Below are 20,980 nucleotides of genomic sequence, written 5' to 3' on the forward strand. Positions count from 1 at the left end.
CACAGTCATTTTTTAATTCCAATGACTTTTATGGATATGCAACTTTAATCCATTTAATTGAAGTGACTGAGCCACTATCAAAAAGATATAGGCAGAAGGAAGTTTGTATTGTTGCTAACGGCTATATGTGGCTTCATCAATACCCTTTAGAAGCCCACCACACAGTCACAACTATGTTCAATGCAAACGGTGAAATTGTTCAATGGTATATAGATATTTGCCTTCAAAACGGAATGGAAAATGACGTACCTTGGATGGATGACCTATTTTTAGATATTGTAGTCCTACCATCAGGGGAAATCATACATCTTGATGCTGATGAGCTTCAGGATGCTTTTATAAGTGGTGTGATTACAAAATATCAATACAACTTAGCTTGGAATGAAGCAAATAAGGTAACTGAACTAATTAAAAATGGTGAATTTGGTTTATTGAAACTAGCAAACAAACATAAAAAGATTTTATTTGAAAAACTTCAATAGACTATTGCGCTAACGGGTGCAATAGTTTAACAAGGGATCGTCGAATTTGGCGATCCTATTCTTATTTGAATCAACGCAGCAGGTTTGTTCAAGAAGAGTCAGTATATTTTTAGGGGGGGAAGTATTGGTTACTTTAATGTTAATGAATACTGGGGAATTTCAAATATATCTTAAATCAGCGGTAGAAAATTATGCTAAAGAAAAAGTTTTATCTAATAATTGGAATGAAGAAGAGTCTATTAGTAAGGCGAGAGAGGAATATGAAAAACTTTTGCCCAAAGGTGAGACCACTGAAAATAATTTCTTATATTCTATTCTAAATGAAGGTCAAACAATTGGAGCAGTATGGCTTGAACAAAAGAATAACGAGAACGGATTTATCCGTGATATTAGGATTTCAGAAAAATATCAGGGACTTGGGTATGGTAAGGAAGCAATGAGTCAAATTGAAATAATGGGTAAAAAATTGGGTTTAAGGAAAATAGGACTTCACGTTTTTGGTCATAACAAAGTAGCAAGAGGTCTATATGAGAAACTAGGCTATCAAACTACAAATGTTATGATGATAAAAGAGATATAAAATTATTTGTCTTGCTTAACTAAAGGGTGCAAGAGTTTAACAAATGATCGTCGTTTACGGCGATCCTATTTTTGTATTTGGGGAATCATTGGAATCTTATGTTAAAACAAGTATGTGAACAGATGTACTTAAATTAATGAAGCAGAATTCTATAATAAGACTTGGTTAGGGGGGTTACGGTATTTCGAGATAGAGCTTCGGTAGTAATTGTAGAAAATAAGAGGGTTGGATTAATTAAAAGAATTAGAGAAGGAAATATTTATTATGTGTTTCCTGGCGGTGGAATAGAAAATGGCGAAACATCAGTAGATGGAGCGAAAAGAGAAGCATTGGAAGAATTGGGCGTAGAAGTTAAGGTGAAAGACTGCATTTCAAAGGTCGAATACAACGGAACCCAATATTTTTTTCTATCTGAAATAATTGATGGGGAATTCGGAACTGGAGAAGGTGAAGTGTACATAGACGAACATATTCGCCTATGTGGGTTGATTTAGATAAATTACCATCTATTGATGTTAAACCTAAAGAAGTTGCTTTAAATGTTCAAGGCATATTCAAGTAAAGGGTGCTTTCCTTGAATATGGAATTGCACTCCTTGTTCAACTATAGCCGCAGAATAGATGAAGAAGGATAATAGACTGTTTTTATAGAATAGTATCTGTATATGAATAAATAGGGAGTGGTTTTTAATGAGTGGGATTTGTAATTAATCATGAAGAAAGAGACTTAGAATTACCTAATTATCGAAAAAAACTTATGAAAGCAATCGAAAATGATTTTCTAAACGATGATAATGTTTTAGCACTTTTTTATGGTGGTTCCATTGGAAATGAGAATACGGATTTGTATTCAGATATTGACCTTAGAGTAGTTGTAAAACCTGAAAAAATTGAGGAATACATTTCAAACAAAAAAAAGCGTCCTCAAAGATGGGGAAATGTCCTCTATTTTGAAGACATGAACCCATTTTCGATTTATACTGTTATTCACTATGAGTGTTTCATTAAAGTAGATACATTTTATTATAAGCCTGATGATATTCGTCCCTCTGTTTGGTTGAAAAATATAAAAATTATTAAAGATAAAGATGACATGATAGCAGGAATTCTAAAAAGGTCAATGACTCTAACCTATGAACCATCGTTTGATGAATTTGAGTTGTGGCGAACAAAGTTTTCTGCACATTTACATGAAGCATATAGAAGAGCTATGAGAAACGAGTATTATTATGCTTTGAATTGTATCGATAGTTTACGGTTATCAATTGCAACTGCATGGTATATGAATGCAGGGGTTCAACCAAATGCTTTTAGTGACTGGGCTAAATATGAAGGAAACAGAAGTAAGTTGGAGAACTGGCAGAAAACTCTCCTTGAGAGCTGGGAATGCGGAAGAAATAAAAACGAAATAAAAAATGTTATGAAAAGTATAGTTCATGAGTTTAGAAAAGTTCATGGTTCTCTTTGTGATAAATTAGATATTGAAGAAAATCCAATATGGGTAGAGAAAATTATTGATAAGGTTATATGATTATTACCAACACACCTTGTTCAACTAATGGGCTTTAGTTGAATAAGAAAATAATCGTCCAATAATAAAGGAGTTTGAATTCAAGCTCCTTTTCTTGTGAATAATAATGCGATTTTTTTGTGATTTTGGTTGTGATTTCCTTTGCGATTTACTAAGAGATTTCGCTTGCCGCACCTCATAATGGAACCCGTTACTATTTGGCACCCTTTTTTAGGGCTCAAAAATAGGCTCTAAATATATGTTGGGGTACAGAAAGAATTCTGATAAAAGAAAACACGCAATCTCCTAATTTTGTTAGACTTTGTTTAGACCAATAAACAATCTACAAAAGGAGATGCGTGCAATTGAATTCTAACATGTCTTTACCAGGATTAGAAGAGTTTATCATTAGGGAGTCATTTGAATGTGATGGCCAGTATCTCGGCTTGGAGAACTATCTAATCTATTTTTTACTGTAAATTTAACGGTTATGTGATTATAGGTGAGATTTCACTTGTGATGTTGCACCTCACAAGTGAACCCCATTAGTATGAGGCGGGGTTGTTTTAATTTGGATAAAATGGGAATACTCATTTATGAATCATCTTCTTAAAAGGAGCGGATCACAAATGGGTAAAAAAATAGCAGCAGTATTAACAAATATGTTTGAGGATGTAGAATATACAAGTCCAGCAAAAGAATTTAAGGATGCTGGACATGAAGTGGTAACTATAGAAAAGGAAAAAGGAAAACAAGTAACCGGTAAAAATAACGAGGCAACTGTCATCATTGATGAATCAATTGATGATGTGAATCCGGAAGAATTTGATGCATTATTTATTCCTGGTGGGTTTTCACCTGATCAATTACGTGCCGATGAACGGTTCGTGACCTTTGCCAAACACTTTATGGATGTAAAAAAACCGGTATTAGCAATCTGCCACGGTCCTCAGCTATTAATTACAGCTAGAACATTAGAAGGACGCAAAGCTACAGGTTTTAAATCTATTCAAGTGGATATGGATTACGCCGGTGCAAATGTAAAAGATGAAGAGGTTGTTGTTTGCGACAATCAACTGGTTACAAGCAGACAGCCAGATGACATTCCTGCATTTAATCGGGAGTCATTAAAGCTTTTAGATAAATAATAAAACGAACAAGAGGGCTAGGACAAAAGTGTTTTAGTCAAAGTGAAATCCGAACTGTGATTCGAAATTCTTGAAATAGAATTCGAATTAGTTCGGATTTATTTTTCTTTATATTTTTATTCCAGTTTTTCAATAGTAAAGTTATCCTGTAGCAGAATCCAATTTTGTGGAAATGCCAATCCAAGTTTCCAATAACTTATTCCACGCAATCCCAATTGTTTAATTAAATCAAATTTCGCCTGAATTGATCTGGCATCTTCAAACCATACCTCATGCTGATTTCCCTGGTCATCTGTATACGTATAAAATGGAGCCTGTGCTTCTGTATCGTACTCAATAGCTACGTTCTGCTCGCGGGCTCTGGCAATTGCTTGTTGCGGGCTGAGTGCTTCAGCAGGTTCGCCACCTTCTTCATAAGGTAATGTCCAGTCATAGCCGTATAGATTTTGTCCTAATAAGATTTTATTTGCAGGCATTACACTTAAGGCAAAGTTAACTACTTTACGGACTTCATTTATTGGTGATACAGCCCTTGGTGGACCACCGCTATATCCCCATTCATAGGTCATTAACACTACAAAATCCGCTAATTCACCATGTACCGCATAGTCGTGTGCTTCATACCATGCCCCCTCTTGTTCTGCACTGGTTTTTGGTGCTAGTGCGGTCGACATTAATAAACCGGCTTCTGAAAGTCGCTGCTTTGCTTTACGTAAAAAATTATTATACGCTTCTCTATCTTCTGGCGGCAAGAATTCAAAGTCGAAGTGAACATCACTATATCCAACTTCATTTGCTACATTGACAATGTTGTCCAGCAGCGTATTTTGTACTGCCTGAACGGTTACGATGATATGACCTAGATCTCTGCTGAAAGATCCTTCTTCCAAGGTAGTTACTACGAGCATAAGTGATACATTTTCGGCATCTGCAATTTGCTTAAAGTTATCAAGTGGTGGTGCTGTAAGGGTTCCATCACGACTCACCCGGTAGCTAAAAGGGGCAAGGTACGTAAGGTATGGAGCATTTTTGGTTGCAGAGTTAATTAATGTTTCTGAAACTTCATCACCAGTTGGCTCAATATAAGCATTAACGGTAATTTCGCGTTTTTGTCTGGCAGGTATATATAGGCGTTGGCTAACAGATAATATACTTCCTACCTGTAAATTATTTATTTGAGCTAATTGCTGATATGACATACCAAATTTTTGAGCAATAGAATACAAGCTATCACCGGGCTGAACAACATAAAATTCACCAGCAATAGGAATTACTAGTGATTGACCTACAACAAGGTTATTTGGTGTATCCAGTTCATTGGAATCGATGACATCACTAGGGTTAGCCCCATATGTATTTGCAATTGCATTTAGTGTATCCCCTTGTTGTACAACATGAATTTGCACAAAAATCCCTCCCACGATTTCGTCCTACTTACACTTTATGAGGGGGATGGGGCAGATATACCTTTAGATTGGTTCAGTGTTTGCATCCATAACGGAACGCATTAAGTATAGAGCATACTCATTACCTTCTTTTTCTTCGGATGCCATACAATTCTTAGGAATATGCATAGAGTATTGATACATATAGGCATCTTTTGCAGTAAATAAAATACATATATCTCCAGCAATTCCTGCCAGGATTAAATTGGTTTTGCCAAGGTCATTTAGCAAGGCATGTAGTGGACTTTGGAAAAAGGCTGAATGCTGTGGCTTGATTAGAAAATAATCATCATCATCTGGCTTTAGCTCGTGGATAATGTGTTGGCTGAATTTATTCTCACAATGATTAATAATTTTGCGAAAGTCTGCCTGCCACAAGCCATAATGATCATTTACATAGATAATTGGTATATTACTTTTTTTGCCAAAACTTCTTAAGCGCTTTAAATGTGGTAAAATTTCATTAGTGTTCTTGAGTAGTTTTTCACTGCCGTCAAAATTAAAATTGTTAATAATATCAATAAATATAATTGCGCTATTATCAATGTAGGTTTTCATAGGAGACTCCTTTCTATTTCTCATTATTTCCTATATTGGTGATTTCAAACTTTGCGAGGTGTATGGATTTGGATGATGTAATATATATGCGTGATGCAATAAATCAAGCGATAAAAGCAAAAGAAATTGGTGAGGTTCCTATAGGAGCTGTAATTGTATTTAAAGGTGAAATTATTGCGACAGGATACAATCTACGCGAAACTTCACAGGAAACTTTATCCCATGCTGAGCTTGTTGCTATAAGAAAGGCGAACGAAAAAATCGGCAGTTGGAGGCTTGAGGACTGTACGTTATATGTGACACTTGAACCTTGTCCGATGTGTGCTGGTGCTATTGTGCAATCACGAATTAAGCGTGTCGTATTTGGTGCAATTGATAAAAAGGCAGGCTGTGCAGGTACGTTGATGAATTTACTGGATGACGAACGTTTCAATCATCAGGTTGAACTTACAAGTGGCATTTTGGAGGAGGAATGCAGAAATCTGCTTACTGATTTTTTTAAGGATTTGCGAAAAAGGAAAAAATAATAACTTCCAAATAATCTCATCAATTTCTAATTGCATTATTACTGTAAAATCGTTATAATTATTATTGCCGTGCTAAGTGGGGAGGTAGCGGTGCCCTGTACTCGCAATCCGCTATAGCGAGGCTGAATTCCCATTCGAGGTAAGACGACTTTAGGGTCTGCCTTAAGGGATTGGTGTTGACGCCGAGGTCCTGCGCAACAGAGACCCATGAATTCTGTCAGATCCGGAAGGAAGCAGCAGTAAGTGGTTATCTCAGTGTGCCGCGGGGAAGCCTAGGCCGAGCCATGAACTTGAGTAACGCTTAGGGACGCCTTATCGACAGTGGGTGCACGGTTACATAATTAAAGGCTGTATCAATATCCATTGTGATGTTTGATACAGCCTTTTTATTCTTAATATGTTATCAATGAAAATGAACGATTTAGCACTTTAATTTTACCAAATAAAATGAATTATACGTTAAGGTTCACATTCACCCCCATAATCGAGTATAATTTAGATAGAATTCACAAAGGGGAACGTTCATTATGAGCTATCAGGCTTTATATCGTGTATGGCGTCCGAGAAACTTCCAGGATGTTGTGGGACAATCGCATATTACTAGAACTTTGCAAAATGCTATAGTACAGGAGAAGTTCTCGCATGCGTATATATTTTCCGGGCCACGTGGGACGGGGAAAACGAGTGCTGCTAAGATTTTCGCAAAAACGATAAACTGTGAAAATGCCCCTGTGAAAGAACCATGTAATGAATGTGCTTCATGCCGTGGAATCCAGGATGGTTCCATTTCTGATATAATCGAGATGGATGCTGCATCACATACAAGTGTTGAAGATATCCGTGATATTCGTGATAAGGTAAGGTATGCATCAAGCTCGGTACCTTATAAGGTATACATTATTGATGAGGTTCATATGATCTCGACGAATGCATTTAATGCATTGCTGAAGACATTGGAGGAACCTCCAAAGCATGTTGTGTTTATTTTGGCAACAACCGAACCGCATAAAATACCACTGACGATTGTTTCGAGGTGCCAGCGCTTTGATTTTAAACCGATTTCGAGTCAGTCGATTGTCGAACGAATGCAGTCAATTATTGAGGCAGAGGGGATAACCGTATCACCGGAAGCCTTAGAAACAATTGCGTTAGCTGCAGAGGGTGGTATGCGTGATGCATTAAGTATTCTCGATCAGGCAATCTCCTATAGTGAGGAAGGGGTTGAGCTGGAAGATGTCCTTGCAGTTACTGGTGGTGTCTCGCAGGAAATACTAACAGATATTGTTAAAGCAATGCATGAAAAAGATGTACAAAGTGCCTTATCATTATTGGATGAGTTAATTCAACACGGAAAAGATCCAGCACGATTTGTATATGACCTCATTTATTTTTCACGCGATTTATTGCTTTACAAAAGCGCGCCAAACTTAGAAGGTATTCTGGAACGGGCGATCATCGATGATAGTTTTAAACAACTTGCCGAGAGTGTTTCAATTGATTGGATTCAGGATGCAATTATGCAGCTTAATCAATGTCAGCAGGAAATAAAATGGACAAACAGCCCAAAAGTATTTATCGAAATTGCTTTACTTACGATTACGAATAAAGACTATAGGGAAAATGAATCAAATAGCGCTGCTGATTCAGAGGCCATTACAAAACTATTAAGCAGGCTGGAGTATTTAGAAAAAGAACTGACAACATTAAAAGAAGCCCCTGCAAATACAGGTCGTCAAGCCCAGTCAAACGAGCCAAGACGATCACAGCCAAGAACAACAAAGAATAGCTTTAAAGTTCCATATGAAAAAATTCGACATGTACTTCAGGAAGCGCAAAAACCAGCATTAAAAGAAGTGCAATCACAATGGGCTTCATTTTTAAATAAACTGAAGACGACTAGTGCTCCTGCACATGCAACTATTCAGGATAGCAAGCCTGCAGCAGCATCAGATCAGGCACTTGTGGTTCAATTTAAGTATGAAATTCATTGTTCCTTATTTATGGATAATCGGGAGACTATTGAATCAGTGCTGACTAGTGCTACTGGTAAAAAATTAACAATCATTCCAATTCCAGCTAATAATTGGCAGGAATTACGCAATGAATATATAAGTAAGCAAGAACAAGCAGCAACCACTGAGGAAGGCCAGCAAGAGGACCCGTTAGTTGAAGAAGCAAGGAAACTTGTTGGTGATGACTTATTGGAAGTTCATGATTAATAAAGCTTGCATGATTAATAAATTTTGAGGAGGCGATTTCCATGAAAGGTGGAAATATGGGTAACATGATGAAGCAAATGCAAAAAATGCAAAAGAAAATGATGGCAGCACAGGAAGAATTACATGAAATGAGTTTTGAATCATCTGCAGGTGGCGGCATGGTTACTGTAGTTGCAAACGGTAAAAAGGAAATTACTGATGTTCAAATCAAGGAAGATGTAGTTGATCCAGATGATGTGGAAATGTTACAAGACCTGATTCTTACAGCGACAAATGATGTTATAAAGCAAATTGACGACAAAACAAATGAAACTATGGGACAATTCACACAAGGAATGAATATGCCTGGAATGTTCTAGGAGGCACTTTGATGTATTATCCAGAACCGATTTCCAAATTGATTGACAGTTTTACAAAATTGCCAGGTATCGGACCTAAGACAGCTGTTCGGCTGGCGTTTTTTGTGTTAAATATGAAAGATGATGATGTATTGGATTTCGCAAAATCACTAGTTAATGCTAAGCGTGAACTAACACATTGTTCGACTTGTGGTCATATAACGGATCAGGATCCTTGTTCTATTTGCCAGGATACCTCAAGAGACCAGTCGATTATTTGTGTTGTTCAGGATCCTAAGGATGTTATTGCAATGGAAAAAATGAAAGAATTCCATGGCAAATATCATGTACTTCATGGTGCAATATCACCGATGGATGGTATTGGGCCAGAAGATATAAATGTGCCCGATTTGATTAATAGGTTAAAGGATGAAGAAGTAGAAGAAATAATTCTCGCAACAAATCCGAACATCGAAGGGGAAGCAACAGCAATGTATATTTCAAGGCTTGTTAAACCATCAGGAATCAAGACAAGCCGAATCGCACACGGGTTACCTGTCGGTGGAGATTTAGAATATGCTGATGAAGTAACCTTATCAAAAGCATTAGAGGGAAGAAGAGATTTGTAGCACTACAAGCTATAAAATTCCAACAAGCAGAAAGAGAACAGATTTTCGCCAAAACAGGCGGTAAGTCAAGTTTTCTAAAAGATAGGTGACAACATGGCTAGAAAAAGCAAAAAGATGAAGCGCACAGTAGATGAGGAATTATTAGATTCTATTTTTACATTAGAGCGAGAGTGGAAACAAATCAAGTCAATTGTCGAAAAAAGTATTGAACCAACAGCAGATGGCTATTATAGGGAGAACATTTCACAGGTAAAGTACATGTTTTTATTACGTGAAGCACGACGAAGAAAAATTAGTGCAATTCGATATAATAAATAGTTTTAAGTTCTTTTTCTTGATTCCTTTTCATATGTAAGTAGAAAGGGACAAGTAAAAGGAGTGATTTGACTTGGGTTCAACAATAGTAATATCAATTATGGTTGCTTTAATAGTAATCCTATTATTTGTAGGTGCTCCTGTGAAACCAATGCGCTTTATTGGAAGCAGTACCATTAAATTGGGAATTGGCATTTTGTTTTTATTTTTCTTTAATGTATTCGGAGGAGCTATCGGGTTGCATATTCCTATCAATCTATTTACCGTAGTTATATCTGGGTTTTTAGGATTGTTTGGTGTAACCTCGCTCGCCGCTATTCATCTATTTGTTATATAAACAATAAGCATTAAATGCATGTGGAATCTATTATGAATCCACGTGCGTTTTTAGTTTGTGGGCTAGGATTGTTGTTGCAGTATGAGATCTTGTATCATTTTATAACGGCTAAAAAATGCGAAGTAACATTTGAAAATTGTTGAGTGCTATAACACCGCTTCGGAAATACACTACGCTTTCCGTGGGCGGCTGATGAGCCTCCTTGCTCCTACGTCGCTGCGTAGTCTCATCTAGGCCTCGGCTCCCACAGGAGTCTCCGTGTATTTCCTCCGCTGTTGACTGGAGTAGGATTCGCTATAGAATAAATGTGTGACAGCACTACACTAGTCCGGGTGAGCGGAGGGCGGTGACTCCTGCGGGAATAGCAACAGCTGAAGATCCCGCAGGAAGCGGTTTTGGCTTCCGAGGAAGCTGAAGCGTTGCCCGCGGAAAGCATCCGCCCGTAGCGACCCCGGACGGAGGGGCGAGAGTTTATAGATTTTATTCTCGCAGTTACGTCGCATTTTATATCAACTGCGACTTAAAACTAGCATAATAAGATCAGATTATGGGATTTGGACAATCATCTATGAATTACAGGGAAAGGTAAAAGAAATATGTAAGAAATATTTTCTGAAATGTGGAAACATACAGGCTAACAGCACATATAGTTATGAATAAGAAGTTTCGATGTTTCAAAGATTTTTATGTATATATTTCGTTAGATTAGGAGATACTAAGCTAACGGAGGTGGGGAGATGAAACAAGTAATTTTAAATGAACGCTGTGGTATCTGTGAAGAGGAGAAAGAAAAAGGAATTCATTTATACAAACTATTTATCTGTTGTGAATGCGAAAGAAATATGATTCACACGGAGCCAAGAGAAGAAAAATATCATTATTATCTACAAAAATTAAAAAATATGAATCAACCAACATTATATTCATAAATAGTAAGGTCTTTGCAGTTATACTTGCAGAGGCCTTTTTTGTTAAGATAAAAGAAGATGAATAAAGAGGATGGAATGTTATATGAAACAAAATGCAACACCGTTACTTGATGCACTTCAACAGTTAGCTGAAATGAACCCTATTTCCTTCCATGTGCCAGGTCATAAGAACGGAGGAATCTTCCCGGAAAATGCCCAAACTTATTTCAATTCTATTTTAAAGCTGGACATGACTGAACTTCCCGGCCTTGATGATTTACACTCCCCACATGGCGTGATAGCGGAAGCGCAGAATCTTGCAGCTGAATATTTCAGGGCGGATGCCACTTATTTTCTTGTAGGTGGAAGTACTGCAGGAAATCTTGCAATGATATTAGCAACATGTTCAACTAATGAAAAAGTAATTGTACAGCGCAATAGTCATAAATCAATTTTCAATGGATTGGAATTAAGTGGAGCGAGACCCGTTTTTATTGCACCTGAATTTAATAATTCAGCTGATCGCTATACAGCCCCAAGCAGCACTACGCTAAAAGATGCACTGAAACAGCATCCCGACGCAAAAGCAGTTGTACTGACCTATCCGGATTATTTCGGTAAAACATTTCCGATTAAAGAATCGATTGAACTTGCGCATGAATATAATATACCAGTACTTGTTGATGAGGCTCATGGTGTACATTTTTCAATTGATAATGCTTTTCCGCAATCAGCGCTCGATTTAGGAGCAGATGTAGTAATCCACTCCGCGCATAAAATGGCACCAGCTATGACAATGGGTTCTTTTTTACATTTTCGTTCAGGGCTTGTATCAAAAGAAAAGATTACGCATTATTTGCAGTTAATTCAATCAAGCAGCCCATCCTATCCGTTAATGGCATCTTTGGATATTGCACGATCATTTCTGGCAACAATGAAAGTAGAAGATATAGATAACATTATGGAAAGTGTTGCAATGGTTCGAGATATACTTGAGGTTCCAGAACTATGGGATATACTTTCAGCGAACGATCAACTAAAAATAACCCTGCATTTAAAAGAAGGGGTTTCTGCAAAAGGTGTAGCAAGTATTCTTGAAAATCAGCATGTTTATCCGGAACTTGTTACGCATAATCAGGTATTATTAATTCATGGTCTCGCTCCATTTGAAAATATCAATCATCTAAAAAAAGCAGTAAAACGAATAAAGGAACAATTAAAAATTTGCCCAAATCATGCTACAATAGAGGCAGACAATCTTTTTACAGATCGTATTCATGAGCTTGCTGTTTCTTATCAAACAATACAGCAACTTGATACATTAAAAGTTCCACTTAATAAATCATCCGGATATGTTGCAGCAGAAGCGATTGTCCCATATCCACCTGGAATACCGCTTATTTTAAAAGGTGAACGGATTACAGATAAACATATCAATATAATAAGACATCTATCAGAACAAGGTGTTGAAATACAACATCGTGATATAACGAATGGAATTAGCGTTCTAAATATAAAGGAGTAAATTACGTGAGCGGATATTTTATAACAGTTGAGGGTGGCGAGGGTGCAGGCAAATCATCTATTCTCCAATCTCTAGGAAAAAAACTAACAACGATGGGCTATGATGTTCTAACTACACGTGAACCTGGTGGAATTGATATAGCAGAAAAGATACGAAAAATAATTCTCGACCCAACCCATACAACAATGGACGGAAGAACCGAAGCTCTACTTTATGCAGCCGCACGCCGACAACATTTGGCTGAAAAGGTATTACCAGCCTTAGAAAGTGGGAGAATTGTATTATGCGACCGTTTTATTGATAGCAGTTTAGCCTATCAAGGTTACGCAAGAGGTCTTGGGATGGATGAAGTTTTTACGATTAACCAATTTGCCATTCAGGATTGTATGCCCGATATGACAATATTTTTTAATATTGAACCAAAAAAAGGTTTAGAGCGAATTTCGGCGAATAAAGATAGAGAGAGGAACCGTTTGGATTTGGAAAATATTCATTTTCATGAACAAGTCTATCAGGCATATCAAAAGCTTGTGCGTAAATTTCCTGAGCGAATCCAAGTCATAAATGCTAATCAGCCTTTCGAACAAGTTGAAGCAGATGCAATGAATCTTATAGTTTCCCGTTTAACAAATAAATCGTAAGGGAGGTAAGAATAATGAAGTTAATTATTGCTGTTATTCAGGATAAAGATACCAACCGTCTTACTGATGCTTTAGGCGGGGAAAACTTCAAGACAACAAAACTTGCAACAACTGGTGGTTTTTTGAAAGAAGGCAATACCACTTTAATGATTGGCTGTGAGGATGAATATGTCGATGAAGCCTTAAATATAATCCGGGATAATTGCTCTCAACGTGAACAAATGGTAGCACCTATTTCACCGATGGGCGGAAATGCAGATTCGTATATCCCAAAACCTGTAAAAGTCGAAGTCGGTGGTGCAACAGTATTTATACTGCCAATTGAATCATTTATGCAGTTCTAAGAACAAATATCTATGAACTGCTGAAAAGATACACTATATAGAAAGGGGCTGATCCTGTGAAAATTAATCAGGAACTTCCGTCACAAATGGACACGACAACTAAAAACCAGAAAGCAGCTGCAGATGGTCGCCCATCCTTTGATGGAATGGTTCAGTCCCAAACACATAAATTAAAGCAGCAAGAAGTTCAGCAATTAATGAAAAACATTACGCTTCAAGGAGATAAGCTTGCTCGATTTCGTTCTTTTCGGGATTTGGTGAAGTTTAAACGGATGGTCAAAGGGTTTTTACAGGAAACAGTATATAATGGACTTGACTTGCAGAAGTCGCATAGCTTTAGCATGGACGGTAACAACAGCAAACTGGCAATCGTTAAGGAAGTCGACGAAAAGTTAATTGAATTAACTGAAGATATAATGAATCAGGAAAAAAAGACAGTAGATCTGCTTGGCCTTATTGGGGAGATAAAGGGTTTACTGGTTAATTTATATACGTAACGGATAGTAAGGACGGGGAATTATGAAGACGTGGTCTGAAGTAGCAGATATCCAGCCATTAGCGAGTAAAATTATCACCAATAGCATTAAAAAAGACCGCATATCGCATGCCTATTTAATACAAGGCGAACGAGGAACAGGGAAAGAAGCAATTGGTTTATTATTAGCAAAGGTTCTTTTTTGTACCCATAAGATTGATGTGGAGCCTTGCCAGGAATGTAATGAGTGTAAACGAATAGATTCAGGAAATCATCCAGATTTGCATTGGATCGAACCTGATGGACAATCGATTAAGAAAGAACAAATTGAACATCTGCAAAAAGAATTTACGTATTCAGGACTAGAATCCAGTCAGAAAGTATATGTCATCAAAGGTGCTGATACGTTAACAACAAATGCAGCGAATCGGATATTAAAGTTTCTGGAAGAACCCAGCAAGAAGACTACTGCAATTATGATTACTGAGAATAGCCAGTCCATAATTTCCACTATTCGTTCACGCTGTCAGGTAATTGATTTGCAGCCGTTAAATCCGCAAGCTTTTCAAAAGCAACTACTAGATTCTGGAATGTCTGAGAGAAATGCAATTCTAATGAGCGCTTTGACGAATAATTTGGATGATGCAATCGCCTTGAATGGAGATGAGTGGTTTGCGCAGGCGCGAAAATTAATGGTACAATTAATAGAAATGTTCTCCAAGAATCCAGATGAGGTTTTTTTATTTATTCATAATCACTGGATGCCGCATTTTAAGGAAAGAAAACAGCAAGAACAAGGGCTGGATTTATTAATGCTAGCTTTTAAGGATATTCTTTATTTTCATATCGGTAGAGAAGAAGCAATGGTAGTCTTTGCAAAGGATGACGAAAAAGTAGAAGGGCTCGTGATGTTCTTTTCACAGGAAAAATTACTAGCCAACTTAAATAAGCTTCTTGATGCTAAACGCAAATTGAAGCAGAATGTTAATCCAACACTGGTAATGGAACAACTTACCGTTCAAATACAGAGGTGATTTAATGATTGAAGTTATAGGAGTCCGTTTTAAAAAAGCGGGTAAAATATATTATTTTGATCCGGGAGATAGCAACATAGAAATAGATAGTTATGTTGTTGTGGAAACGGTTCGTGGGATTGAATTTGGAAAAGTTGTTATCAAGAACAAGCAAGTCGATGAGGAGGATGTTGTTCTCCCATTGAAGAAAGTTATTCGAATAGCTGATGAGAAAGATAAACGTACCGTTGTTGAAAATCAGGAGCTTGCTGATAAAGCTTTGAAAACTGGTACGGAAAAGATCATCGAGCATAATCTAGATATGAATCTAGTGGAAGTAGAATTTACGTTTGATCGTAATAAGATAATTTTCTATTTTACGGCTGATGGTCGAGTTGACTTTCGTAACTTAGTAAAAGATCTTGCTGCGCAGTTCAAAACCCGAATTGAACTTAGACAGATTGGTGTGCGTGACGAGGCAAAAATGTTAGGTGGTATTGGACCATGTGGTAGAATGCTTTGTTGCTCCACGTTTTTAGGGGACTTTGAGCCAGTTTCTATTAAAATGGCTAAAGATCAAAACCTTTCATTAAACCCTGCAAAAATTTCTGGCTTATGTGGGCGACTCATGTGCTGTTTGAAGTATGAAAATGATGATTACGAAACAGCTAAGCGTGATTTACCTGATATTGGGCAGGCTATTACCACACCATATGGTACTGGTAAAGTAGTAGGCCTAAACATCTTAGAACGAATCGTTCACATAGAAATGCCTGAAGCAGAACGTGTCATTGAATATACATTAGATGAACTAATTGATGAAGGAATAATTGCGCAAGCCACAGACTAGTGGGGTGAAAAGGCGTGAAGAAACGGGAAATTTTTGATCAGGTATCTGATATGGAAAAGCAGATAGGTGAGTTATATGAACAGCTAGGAGATTTAAAAGGCAGGTTGAGTGATCTTTTAGAAGAAAATCATCGTCTTGCAATGGAGAATCATCATTTACGTAATCGTTTAGAAAGTACGGATGAAGATTTTAAAGAAGACGAGATAGTGGATCATTCAAAAGATATTCCTGGTGAGGGATATGACAACCTAGCGAGACTTTATGAAGAGGGATTTCATATTTGTAACGTTCATTTTGGTAGTCCGCGCCAGGATGAGGATTGTTTGTTCTGTCTGTTATTTCTGAACAAAACGAAATAAGAAATAGTTGGAACAGCTGTCTCTAGCAATTAGGGGCAGCTTTTCTAACATAGTAAGGATGGAAATCAAAATGGTACCATTATATGACGATGAACGACATGATTACTTATTAGCAAACGAGAAGATGCATATTATCCAGAGTCCTACTGTGTTTTCCTTTTCACTTGATGCTGTTCTGCTTGCGCATTTTGCATACGTACCAATTAAGAAAGGAAATATCTTGGATCTGTGTACAGGGAATGGAGTTATCCCTCTTTTGCTGTCCCGGCGTACAAACGCATCGATAATTGGTGTGGAAATTCAGGAAAGAATAATTGATATGGCAATGCGGAATGTTACACTAAATGATTTAGGTGAACAAATTTCGATGGTTCAAGGTGATTTAAAGGAAATGCAGGCTGAATTAGGTCATAGTAAATTTGATGTGGTGACATGCAATCCGCCATATTTTCGTACACCAGAAAAAACTGAGCACAATAAAAATGAATTCCTAACAATTGCACGACATGAAGTTTATTGTACATTGGAAGATGTCGTTAAGGCTTGCAAGTTACATGTACGTCCAGGGGGGAAAGTCGCAATGGTACATCGGCCAGGAAGGCTAGTGGATATTATTGCGTTATTCCGTAAATACAGGCTTGAGCCAAAACGCATACAATTTGTTTACCCTAAACGGGGAAGAGATGCGAATATGCTTTTAATTGAGGCAACCCGAGATGGAAAATCAGATTTAACTACTCTTTCACCATTATATATTTATAACGATGATAATACGTATACGAAGGAAGCAGAGGATATTATTTATGGACGCCAATGAACATACTGTTTATATTTTAAAATGTAAAGATAATACACTATATACCGGTTATACAAACGATTTGGAGCATAGGGTAGCGATGCATGAACAGGGCAAAGGTGCTAAGTACACACGAGGTCGAGGCCCTTTTCAAGTTGTATTTGTGGAAAGGTTTTCGACAAAAGAGGAAGCATTACAAAAGGAATATCAGGTCAAACAGCTTACACGTAAGGGAAAATTTCAATTAATTCGGGACAAGCTGAAAGAAGTGATTCAATATGAACATACAGAAAAGCTTTGACAAACAGGTTCAGGGTGCTGTTTATGTCGTTCCAACCCCAATTGGAAATTTGGAAGACATTACCTTCCGGGCATTAAAAATATTGAAAAGTGCTGCTGTAATTGCAGCAGAAGATACAAGAAACACGAGAAAACTGCTTAGTCATTTTGAAATATCAACTCCGCTTATCAGCTATCATGAACATAATAAAGAAAGTCGTGAAAAACAGTTGCTTGATCGTATTGATAATGGCGAGTTGGTTGCAATTGTAAGTGACGCTGGTATGCCGGCTATTTCAGATCCGGGATATGAATTAGTTCAAGCAGCGATTGAGGCGGATCAATCAGTTATAGTATTACCTGGAGCGAATGCAGCATTGTGCGCGCTGGTTGGATCAGGATTACCTTCGGCTGAATTTCATTTTTATGGTTTTTTACCACGGAAAAAGAAAGATAAGGCAACTGAGCTGGGACAGTTAAGTTCTTTAAAAGCAACGTTACTTTTTTATGAATCCCCTTATCGATTAAAGGATACCCTGAAAGTAATGCATGAGCAGCTTGGTAACAGGCAAATAGTTGTAGCACGTGAACTTACTAAAAAGTTTGAAGAATATGCACGTGGAACAGTGGAAGAACTCCTGTTATGGGCTGAAGAGAAAGAGCTTAAAGGTGAGTTCTGTCTGGTAGTAGAGGGGACAAGTGAGGTATCTGTCGTTGAAAATGAACTTTGGTGGAGTCACCTTTCCATTATTGATCATGTAACACATTATATAGACGAAGAAGGCCTATCAAGTAAGGATGCAATTAAACGAGCAGCGACTGAAAGAAATATGGCAAAACGTGATGTATATCAGGCGTTCCATGTTGATAATACTTAAAAAGACTGCTTTCTAAAAGAGTTGTCACCTAATTACTGGTATCTCAACCTTTCCGGAGGGAGTCTTCGTATATTACATCCGTTTTGTTTTGCTAATGTTAAATCTTAACAAAACAGCATTAAAAAAGTGGCTGACGATTTGATTTGCGTCAGCCACTTTTATCACATATTATTTGTTTAATCTTGATTGAATTTCATTGATGAGTTCTTGTGCTCCTTCAGGACTAAGAACAACTTTACCATTTGCTAATGATAAATTCTCATCAGAAGTGTCTCCAGTTATTTGGCAAGTCATATTCGGCTTGTATTTTTGTAATACGATTTTATCGTTATCAACATAAATTTCCAAAGCGTCTTTTACATGAATGTCAAGTGTGCGGCGCAATTCAATAGGAATAACTACTCGTCCTAATTCGTCAACCTTTCGTACAATTCCTGTGGACTTCAAATTCCATTCTCCCCCTCTAACGGATAGAAAAACGTGACACACCAACTACTAATAGGGATGTCTGGCTTTTCTATTACTAACTTTAATAAATTTTTTTCGGCATGTTTCGACATGTATATTAAATATATATTACCAACCATTGTCAATAGTGTCAACAGATTTTTAGTCTAAATTAAAACAAATTAGAAAATTTTGTTAACTGTATAATTAGTTAATGATTTAGTTAACTGTCGTTTATTTTAAATAACTCAATTGGCAATACTAATTAAATGAAACGTTTATGTCACGTGAGTGGAAAACTTATGATAAAATCGCTACAATAGAATTAGTGATTGAGGAGGTAAGGGAACAATGCCAAATGAGCAAAATACATTTTATATAACCACACCAATTTATTATCCAAGTGGTAATTTACATATTGGACATGCTTATTCAACTGTGGCGGGAGATGCGATTGCCCGTTATAAACGATTACGCGGCTATGATGTAATGTACTTGACAGGAACTGATGAGCACGGGCAAAAAATCCAGCGTAAAGCTAAAGAAAAAAATATGGAACCACAAGCATACGTTGATGAAATTGTAAGTGGTATTCAGGATCTTTGGAAAAAATTAAAAATAACAAATGATGATTTTATCCGTACAACAGAAGAGCGTCATAAAAAAGTTGTGGCACAAATATTTGATCAGCTTTTAAAACAAGGTGATATTTATTTGGATGAATATGAAGGCTGGTATTGTACATCATGTGAGTCATTCTTTACAGAGCGTCAATTGGATGATGGGCATTGTCCGGATTGTGGCGGTCCTGTCGAAAAAGTAAAAGAGGAATCATACTTTTTCAAGATGAGTAAGTATGTCGACCGACTTCTTGCATTTTATGAAGAAAATCCGCAATTCATTCAGCCGGAGAGTCGAAAAAATGAAATGCTGAATAATTTTATTAAGCCAGGATTAGAGGATCTGGCGGTATCCAGAACTACTTTTGATTGGGGCATAAAAGTACCCGGTGATCCGAAGCATGTTATTTATGTATGGATTGATGCACTTACAAATTATATCACGGCACTTGGCTATGGCACGGATGATGATGGTTTATATCAGAAATTTTGGCCTGCCGATGTTCATTTGATGAGTAAGGAAATTGTTCGTTTCCATACGATATATTGGCCGATTATGTTAATGGCATTGGATCTGCCATTGCCAACAAAAGTTTTTTCCCATGGTTGGATTTTAATGAAAGACGGTAAGATGTCCAAGTCAAAGGGGAACGTTGTTGATCCGATTAAATTAACGGATCGTTATGGTCTTGATGCATTACGTTATTATTTACTTCGTGAAGTTCCATTTGGATCTGATGGTGTGTTTACACCTGAAGGGTTTGTGGATCGCACAAATTATGATTTAGCAAATGATCTTGGTAATTTACTTAATCGTACAGTTGCTATGATTGAGAAATATTTCAACGGGGAAATACCTGCATACAAGGAATCTGAGACAGAGATTGAACAATCACTTGAAGCGTTACAGAAAGACACAATTGAAAAAGTGGAAGATTCAATGGAAAATATGCAATTCTCAGTTGCGTTAGCTTCCTTGTGGCAGCTTATAAGCCGTACGAACAAATATATTGATGAAACGGAGCCATGGGTATTAGCTAAAGATCAATCGAAACAAGATCGTTTAGGCAATGTTATGGCCCACCTTACTGAATCATTACGTAAAGTGGCAATTATGCTTCAGCCATTCTTGACAGAAGCACCTACAGAAATTTTCAAACAACTAGGTGTAACAGATGATTCGTTGAAAGAATGGGAAAGTGTTCACCTAAATGGAGAAATTAAAACAGGAACACTTGTTAAAAAAGGAGAACCTATTTTTCCTCGTTTAGAAGTAGAAAAAGAAGTAGAAACGATAAAGGCAATGATGCAAAAACCAGCCCAAGAAGAAAAGCAGGCTGAAGGACAAGCACCAGAGCAAAAAGAGGAAATTGCTTTTGATGAGTTTATGAAGCTTGATATGCGTGTTGCTGAAGTTCTTAAAGCGGATACGATAAAAAAGGCCGATAAACTATTAAAGCTACAGCTGGATATCGGGACTGAAAAACGTCAAGTAGTATCAGGAATTGCAGAGCATTATAGACCTGAAGATCTAATTGGGAAAAAAGTAATCTGTGTAACGAACCTGAAAGCTGTTAAACTGCGTGGAGAAATGTCAGAAGGAATGATTCTCTGTGGTGAGGGTAATGCCGGGAAATTAGTACTTGCTTCAGTTGAACAGACACTGCCGAATGGTTCTGTAGTAAAGTAAAGCAGGAAAAGGTCAGCTCAATGAGTATGGCCTTTTCTATTACCTGCAGTTAAAAAATAAACCTTTCT

Annotated in this window: 25 protein-coding genes, 1 other RNA gene and 1 pseudogene; 24 read left to right on the forward strand and 3 right to left on the reverse strand. The window is 37.2% G+C overall.

Features of this window, described 5'->3' with window-relative positions:
- The 5 genes from J2Z82_RS16420 to J2Z82_RS16440 all read left to right on the forward strand — a co-directional run.
- On the forward strand, positions 1-482 hold a 482-nt coding region (locus tag J2Z82_RS16420), incomplete at its 5' end, for a ribonuclease FAU-1 family protein (RefSeq protein WP_209481906.1).
- A 124-nt stretch (positions 483-606) separates the two neighbouring features.
- Positions 607-1,062 (forward strand): GNAT family N-acetyltransferase, encoded by a 456-nt coding sequence (locus tag J2Z82_RS16425; protein WP_209481907.1) that lies wholly within the window; start codon positions 607-609, stop codon positions 1,060-1,062.
- Between the two features lie 161 nt (positions 1,063-1,223).
- Positions 1,224-1,556 (forward strand): NUDIX domain-containing protein, encoded by a 333-nt coding sequence (locus J2Z82_RS16430; protein ID WP_342453657.1) that lies wholly within the window; start codon positions 1,224-1,226, stop codon positions 1,554-1,556.
- Between the two features lie 199 nt (positions 1,557-1,755).
- Complete coding sequence (locus J2Z82_RS16435; protein ID WP_209481908.1) at positions 1,756-2,592, forward strand: hypothetical protein; 837 nt, start codon at positions 1,756-1,758, stop codon at positions 2,590-2,592.
- A gap of 608 nt (positions 2,593-3,200) precedes the next feature.
- Positions 3,201-3,719 (forward strand): type 1 glutamine amidotransferase domain-containing protein, encoded by a 519-nt coding sequence (locus J2Z82_RS16440; protein WP_209481909.1) that lies wholly within the window; start codon positions 3,201-3,203, stop codon positions 3,717-3,719.
- Positions 3,720-3,835: 116 nt separating this feature from the next.
- On the opposite strand, the gene J2Z82_RS16445 is transcribed toward J2Z82_RS16440, so the two are convergent.
- A complete protein-coding gene (locus J2Z82_RS16445) occupies positions 3,836-5,125 on the reverse strand; it encodes a glycoside hydrolase family 18 protein (RefSeq protein ID WP_209481910.1) in 1,290 nt (429 codons plus the stop codon).
- A gap of 63 nt (positions 5,126-5,188) precedes the next feature.
- Positions 5,189-5,722: a cysteine hydrolase family protein gene (locus tag J2Z82_RS16450; protein ID WP_209481911.1), complete on the reverse strand. Its 534-nt coding sequence runs from the start codon at positions 5,720-5,722 to the stop codon at positions 5,189-5,191.
- Positions 5,723-5,784: 62 nt separating this feature from the next.
- Between J2Z82_RS16450 and tadA the strand changes: the two genes are divergently transcribed.
- The 18 genes and pseudogenes from tadA (at position 5,785) to rsmI (ending at position 18,155) form a co-directional block, all read left to right on the forward strand.
- Positions 5,785-6,249, forward strand: a complete 465-nt coding sequence (gene tadA, locus J2Z82_RS16455) for a tRNA adenosine(34) deaminase TadA (RefSeq protein ID WP_209481912.1) — start codon at positions 5,785-5,787, stop codon at positions 6,247-6,249.
- Positions 6,250-6,316: 67 nt separating this feature from the next.
- Positions 6,317-6,582: signal recognition particle sRNA large type (gene ffs / locus J2Z82_RS16460), an RNA gene on the forward strand.
- 194 nt (positions 6,583-6,776) lie between these two features.
- A complete protein-coding gene (dnaX, locus tag J2Z82_RS16465; protein WP_209481913.1) occupies positions 6,777-8,468 on the forward strand; it encodes a DNA polymerase III subunit gamma/tau in 1,692 nt (563 codons plus the stop codon).
- A gap of 41 nt (positions 8,469-8,509) precedes the next feature.
- Entirely contained in the window at positions 8,510-8,827 is a 318-nt protein-coding gene (locus J2Z82_RS16470) for a YbaB/EbfC family nucleoid-associated protein (protein ID WP_092490976.1), read from the forward strand.
- A gap of 11 nt (positions 8,828-8,838) precedes the next feature.
- Positions 8,839-9,435, forward strand: a complete 597-nt coding sequence (recR, locus tag J2Z82_RS16475) for a recombination mediator RecR (protein ID WP_092490975.1) — start codon at positions 8,839-8,841, stop codon at positions 9,433-9,435.
- Between the two features lie 93 nt (positions 9,436-9,528).
- Complete coding sequence (locus J2Z82_RS16480; RefSeq protein ID WP_209481914.1) at positions 9,529-9,753, forward strand: YaaL family protein; 225 nt, start codon at positions 9,529-9,531, stop codon at positions 9,751-9,753.
- A gap of 70 nt (positions 9,754-9,823) precedes the next feature.
- The gene (locus J2Z82_RS16485; protein ID WP_092490973.1) at positions 9,824-10,087 is read left to right on the forward strand and encodes a pro-sigmaK processing inhibitor BofA family protein; all 264 of its coding nucleotides are present in this window, start codon (positions 9,824-9,826) and stop codon (positions 10,085-10,087) included.
- Positions 10,088-10,824: 737 nt separating this feature from the next.
- Positions 10,825-11,016, forward strand: coding sequence for a sigma factor G inhibitor Gin (locus J2Z82_RS16490; protein ID WP_209481915.1), 192 nt, complete (start codon positions 10,825-10,827; stop codon positions 11,014-11,016).
- A gap of 82 nt (positions 11,017-11,098) precedes the next feature.
- Positions 11,099-12,520 (forward strand): aminotransferase class I/II-fold pyridoxal phosphate-dependent enzyme, encoded by a 1,422-nt coding sequence (locus J2Z82_RS16495; protein WP_209481916.1) that lies wholly within the window; start codon positions 11,099-11,101, stop codon positions 12,518-12,520.
- A gap of 5 nt (positions 12,521-12,525) precedes the next feature.
- Positions 12,526-13,207, forward strand: a pseudogene (tmk, locus tag J2Z82_RS16500) (dTMP kinase).
- Entirely contained in the window at positions 13,176-13,505 is a 330-nt protein-coding gene (locus J2Z82_RS16505; protein WP_092490969.1) for a cyclic-di-AMP receptor, read from the forward strand. Before tmk ends, J2Z82_RS16505 begins: the two are co-directional and overlap by 32 nt.
- 56 nt (positions 13,506-13,561) lie before the next feature.
- Positions 13,562-14,002 (forward strand): YaaR family protein, encoded by a 441-nt coding sequence (locus tag J2Z82_RS16510; RefSeq protein ID WP_342453658.1) that lies wholly within the window; start codon positions 13,562-13,564, stop codon positions 14,000-14,002.
- A gap of 22 nt (positions 14,003-14,024) precedes the next feature.
- Entirely contained in the window at positions 14,025-15,014 is a 990-nt protein-coding gene (gene holB, locus J2Z82_RS16515) for a DNA polymerase III subunit delta' (RefSeq protein ID WP_209481918.1), read from the forward strand.
- Between the two features lie 4 nt (positions 15,015-15,018).
- Positions 15,019-15,843, forward strand: coding sequence for a PSP1 domain-containing protein (locus J2Z82_RS16520; protein WP_209481919.1), 825 nt, complete (start codon positions 15,019-15,021; stop codon positions 15,841-15,843).
- 50 nt (positions 15,844-15,893) lie between these two features.
- Entirely contained in the window at positions 15,894-16,202 is a 309-nt protein-coding gene (yabA, locus tag J2Z82_RS16525; RefSeq protein WP_245251766.1) for a DNA replication initiation control protein YabA, read from the forward strand.
- 70 nt (positions 16,203-16,272) lie between these two features.
- Positions 16,273-17,019, forward strand: coding sequence for a tRNA1(Val) (adenine(37)-N6)-methyltransferase (locus J2Z82_RS16530; RefSeq protein WP_209481920.1), 747 nt, complete (start codon positions 16,273-16,275; stop codon positions 17,017-17,019).
- Complete coding sequence (locus J2Z82_RS16535) at positions 17,006-17,299, forward strand: GIY-YIG nuclease family protein (RefSeq protein WP_209481921.1); 294 nt, start codon at positions 17,006-17,008, stop codon at positions 17,297-17,299. Before J2Z82_RS16530 ends, J2Z82_RS16535 begins: the two co-directional genes overlap by 14 nt.
- Entirely contained in the window at positions 17,277-18,155 is an 879-nt protein-coding gene (gene rsmI / locus J2Z82_RS16540; protein ID WP_209481922.1) for a 16S rRNA (cytidine(1402)-2'-O)-methyltransferase, read from the forward strand. The genes J2Z82_RS16535 and rsmI overlap by 23 nt, the downstream gene beginning before the upstream one ends.
- Before the next feature lie 168 nt (positions 18,156-18,323).
- On the opposite strand, the gene J2Z82_RS16545 is transcribed toward rsmI, so the two are convergent.
- Complete coding sequence (locus J2Z82_RS16545; protein WP_209481923.1) at positions 18,324-18,602, reverse strand: transition state genes transcriptional regulator AbrB; 279 nt, start codon at positions 18,600-18,602, stop codon at positions 18,324-18,326.
- Between the two features lie 351 nt (positions 18,603-18,953).
- Between J2Z82_RS16545 and metG the strand changes: the two genes are divergently transcribed.
- A complete protein-coding gene (gene metG / locus J2Z82_RS16550; protein ID WP_209481924.1) occupies positions 18,954-20,912 on the forward strand; it encodes a methionine--tRNA ligase in 1,959 nt (652 codons plus the stop codon).
- The last annotated feature ends 68 nt before the right edge of the window (positions 20,913-20,980 follow it).

Source organism: Virgibacillus litoralis (genome assembly GCF_017873675.1).
Taxonomy (GTDB): domain Bacteria; phylum Bacillota; class Bacilli; order Bacillales; family Amphibacillaceae; genus Lentibacillus; species Lentibacillus litoralis.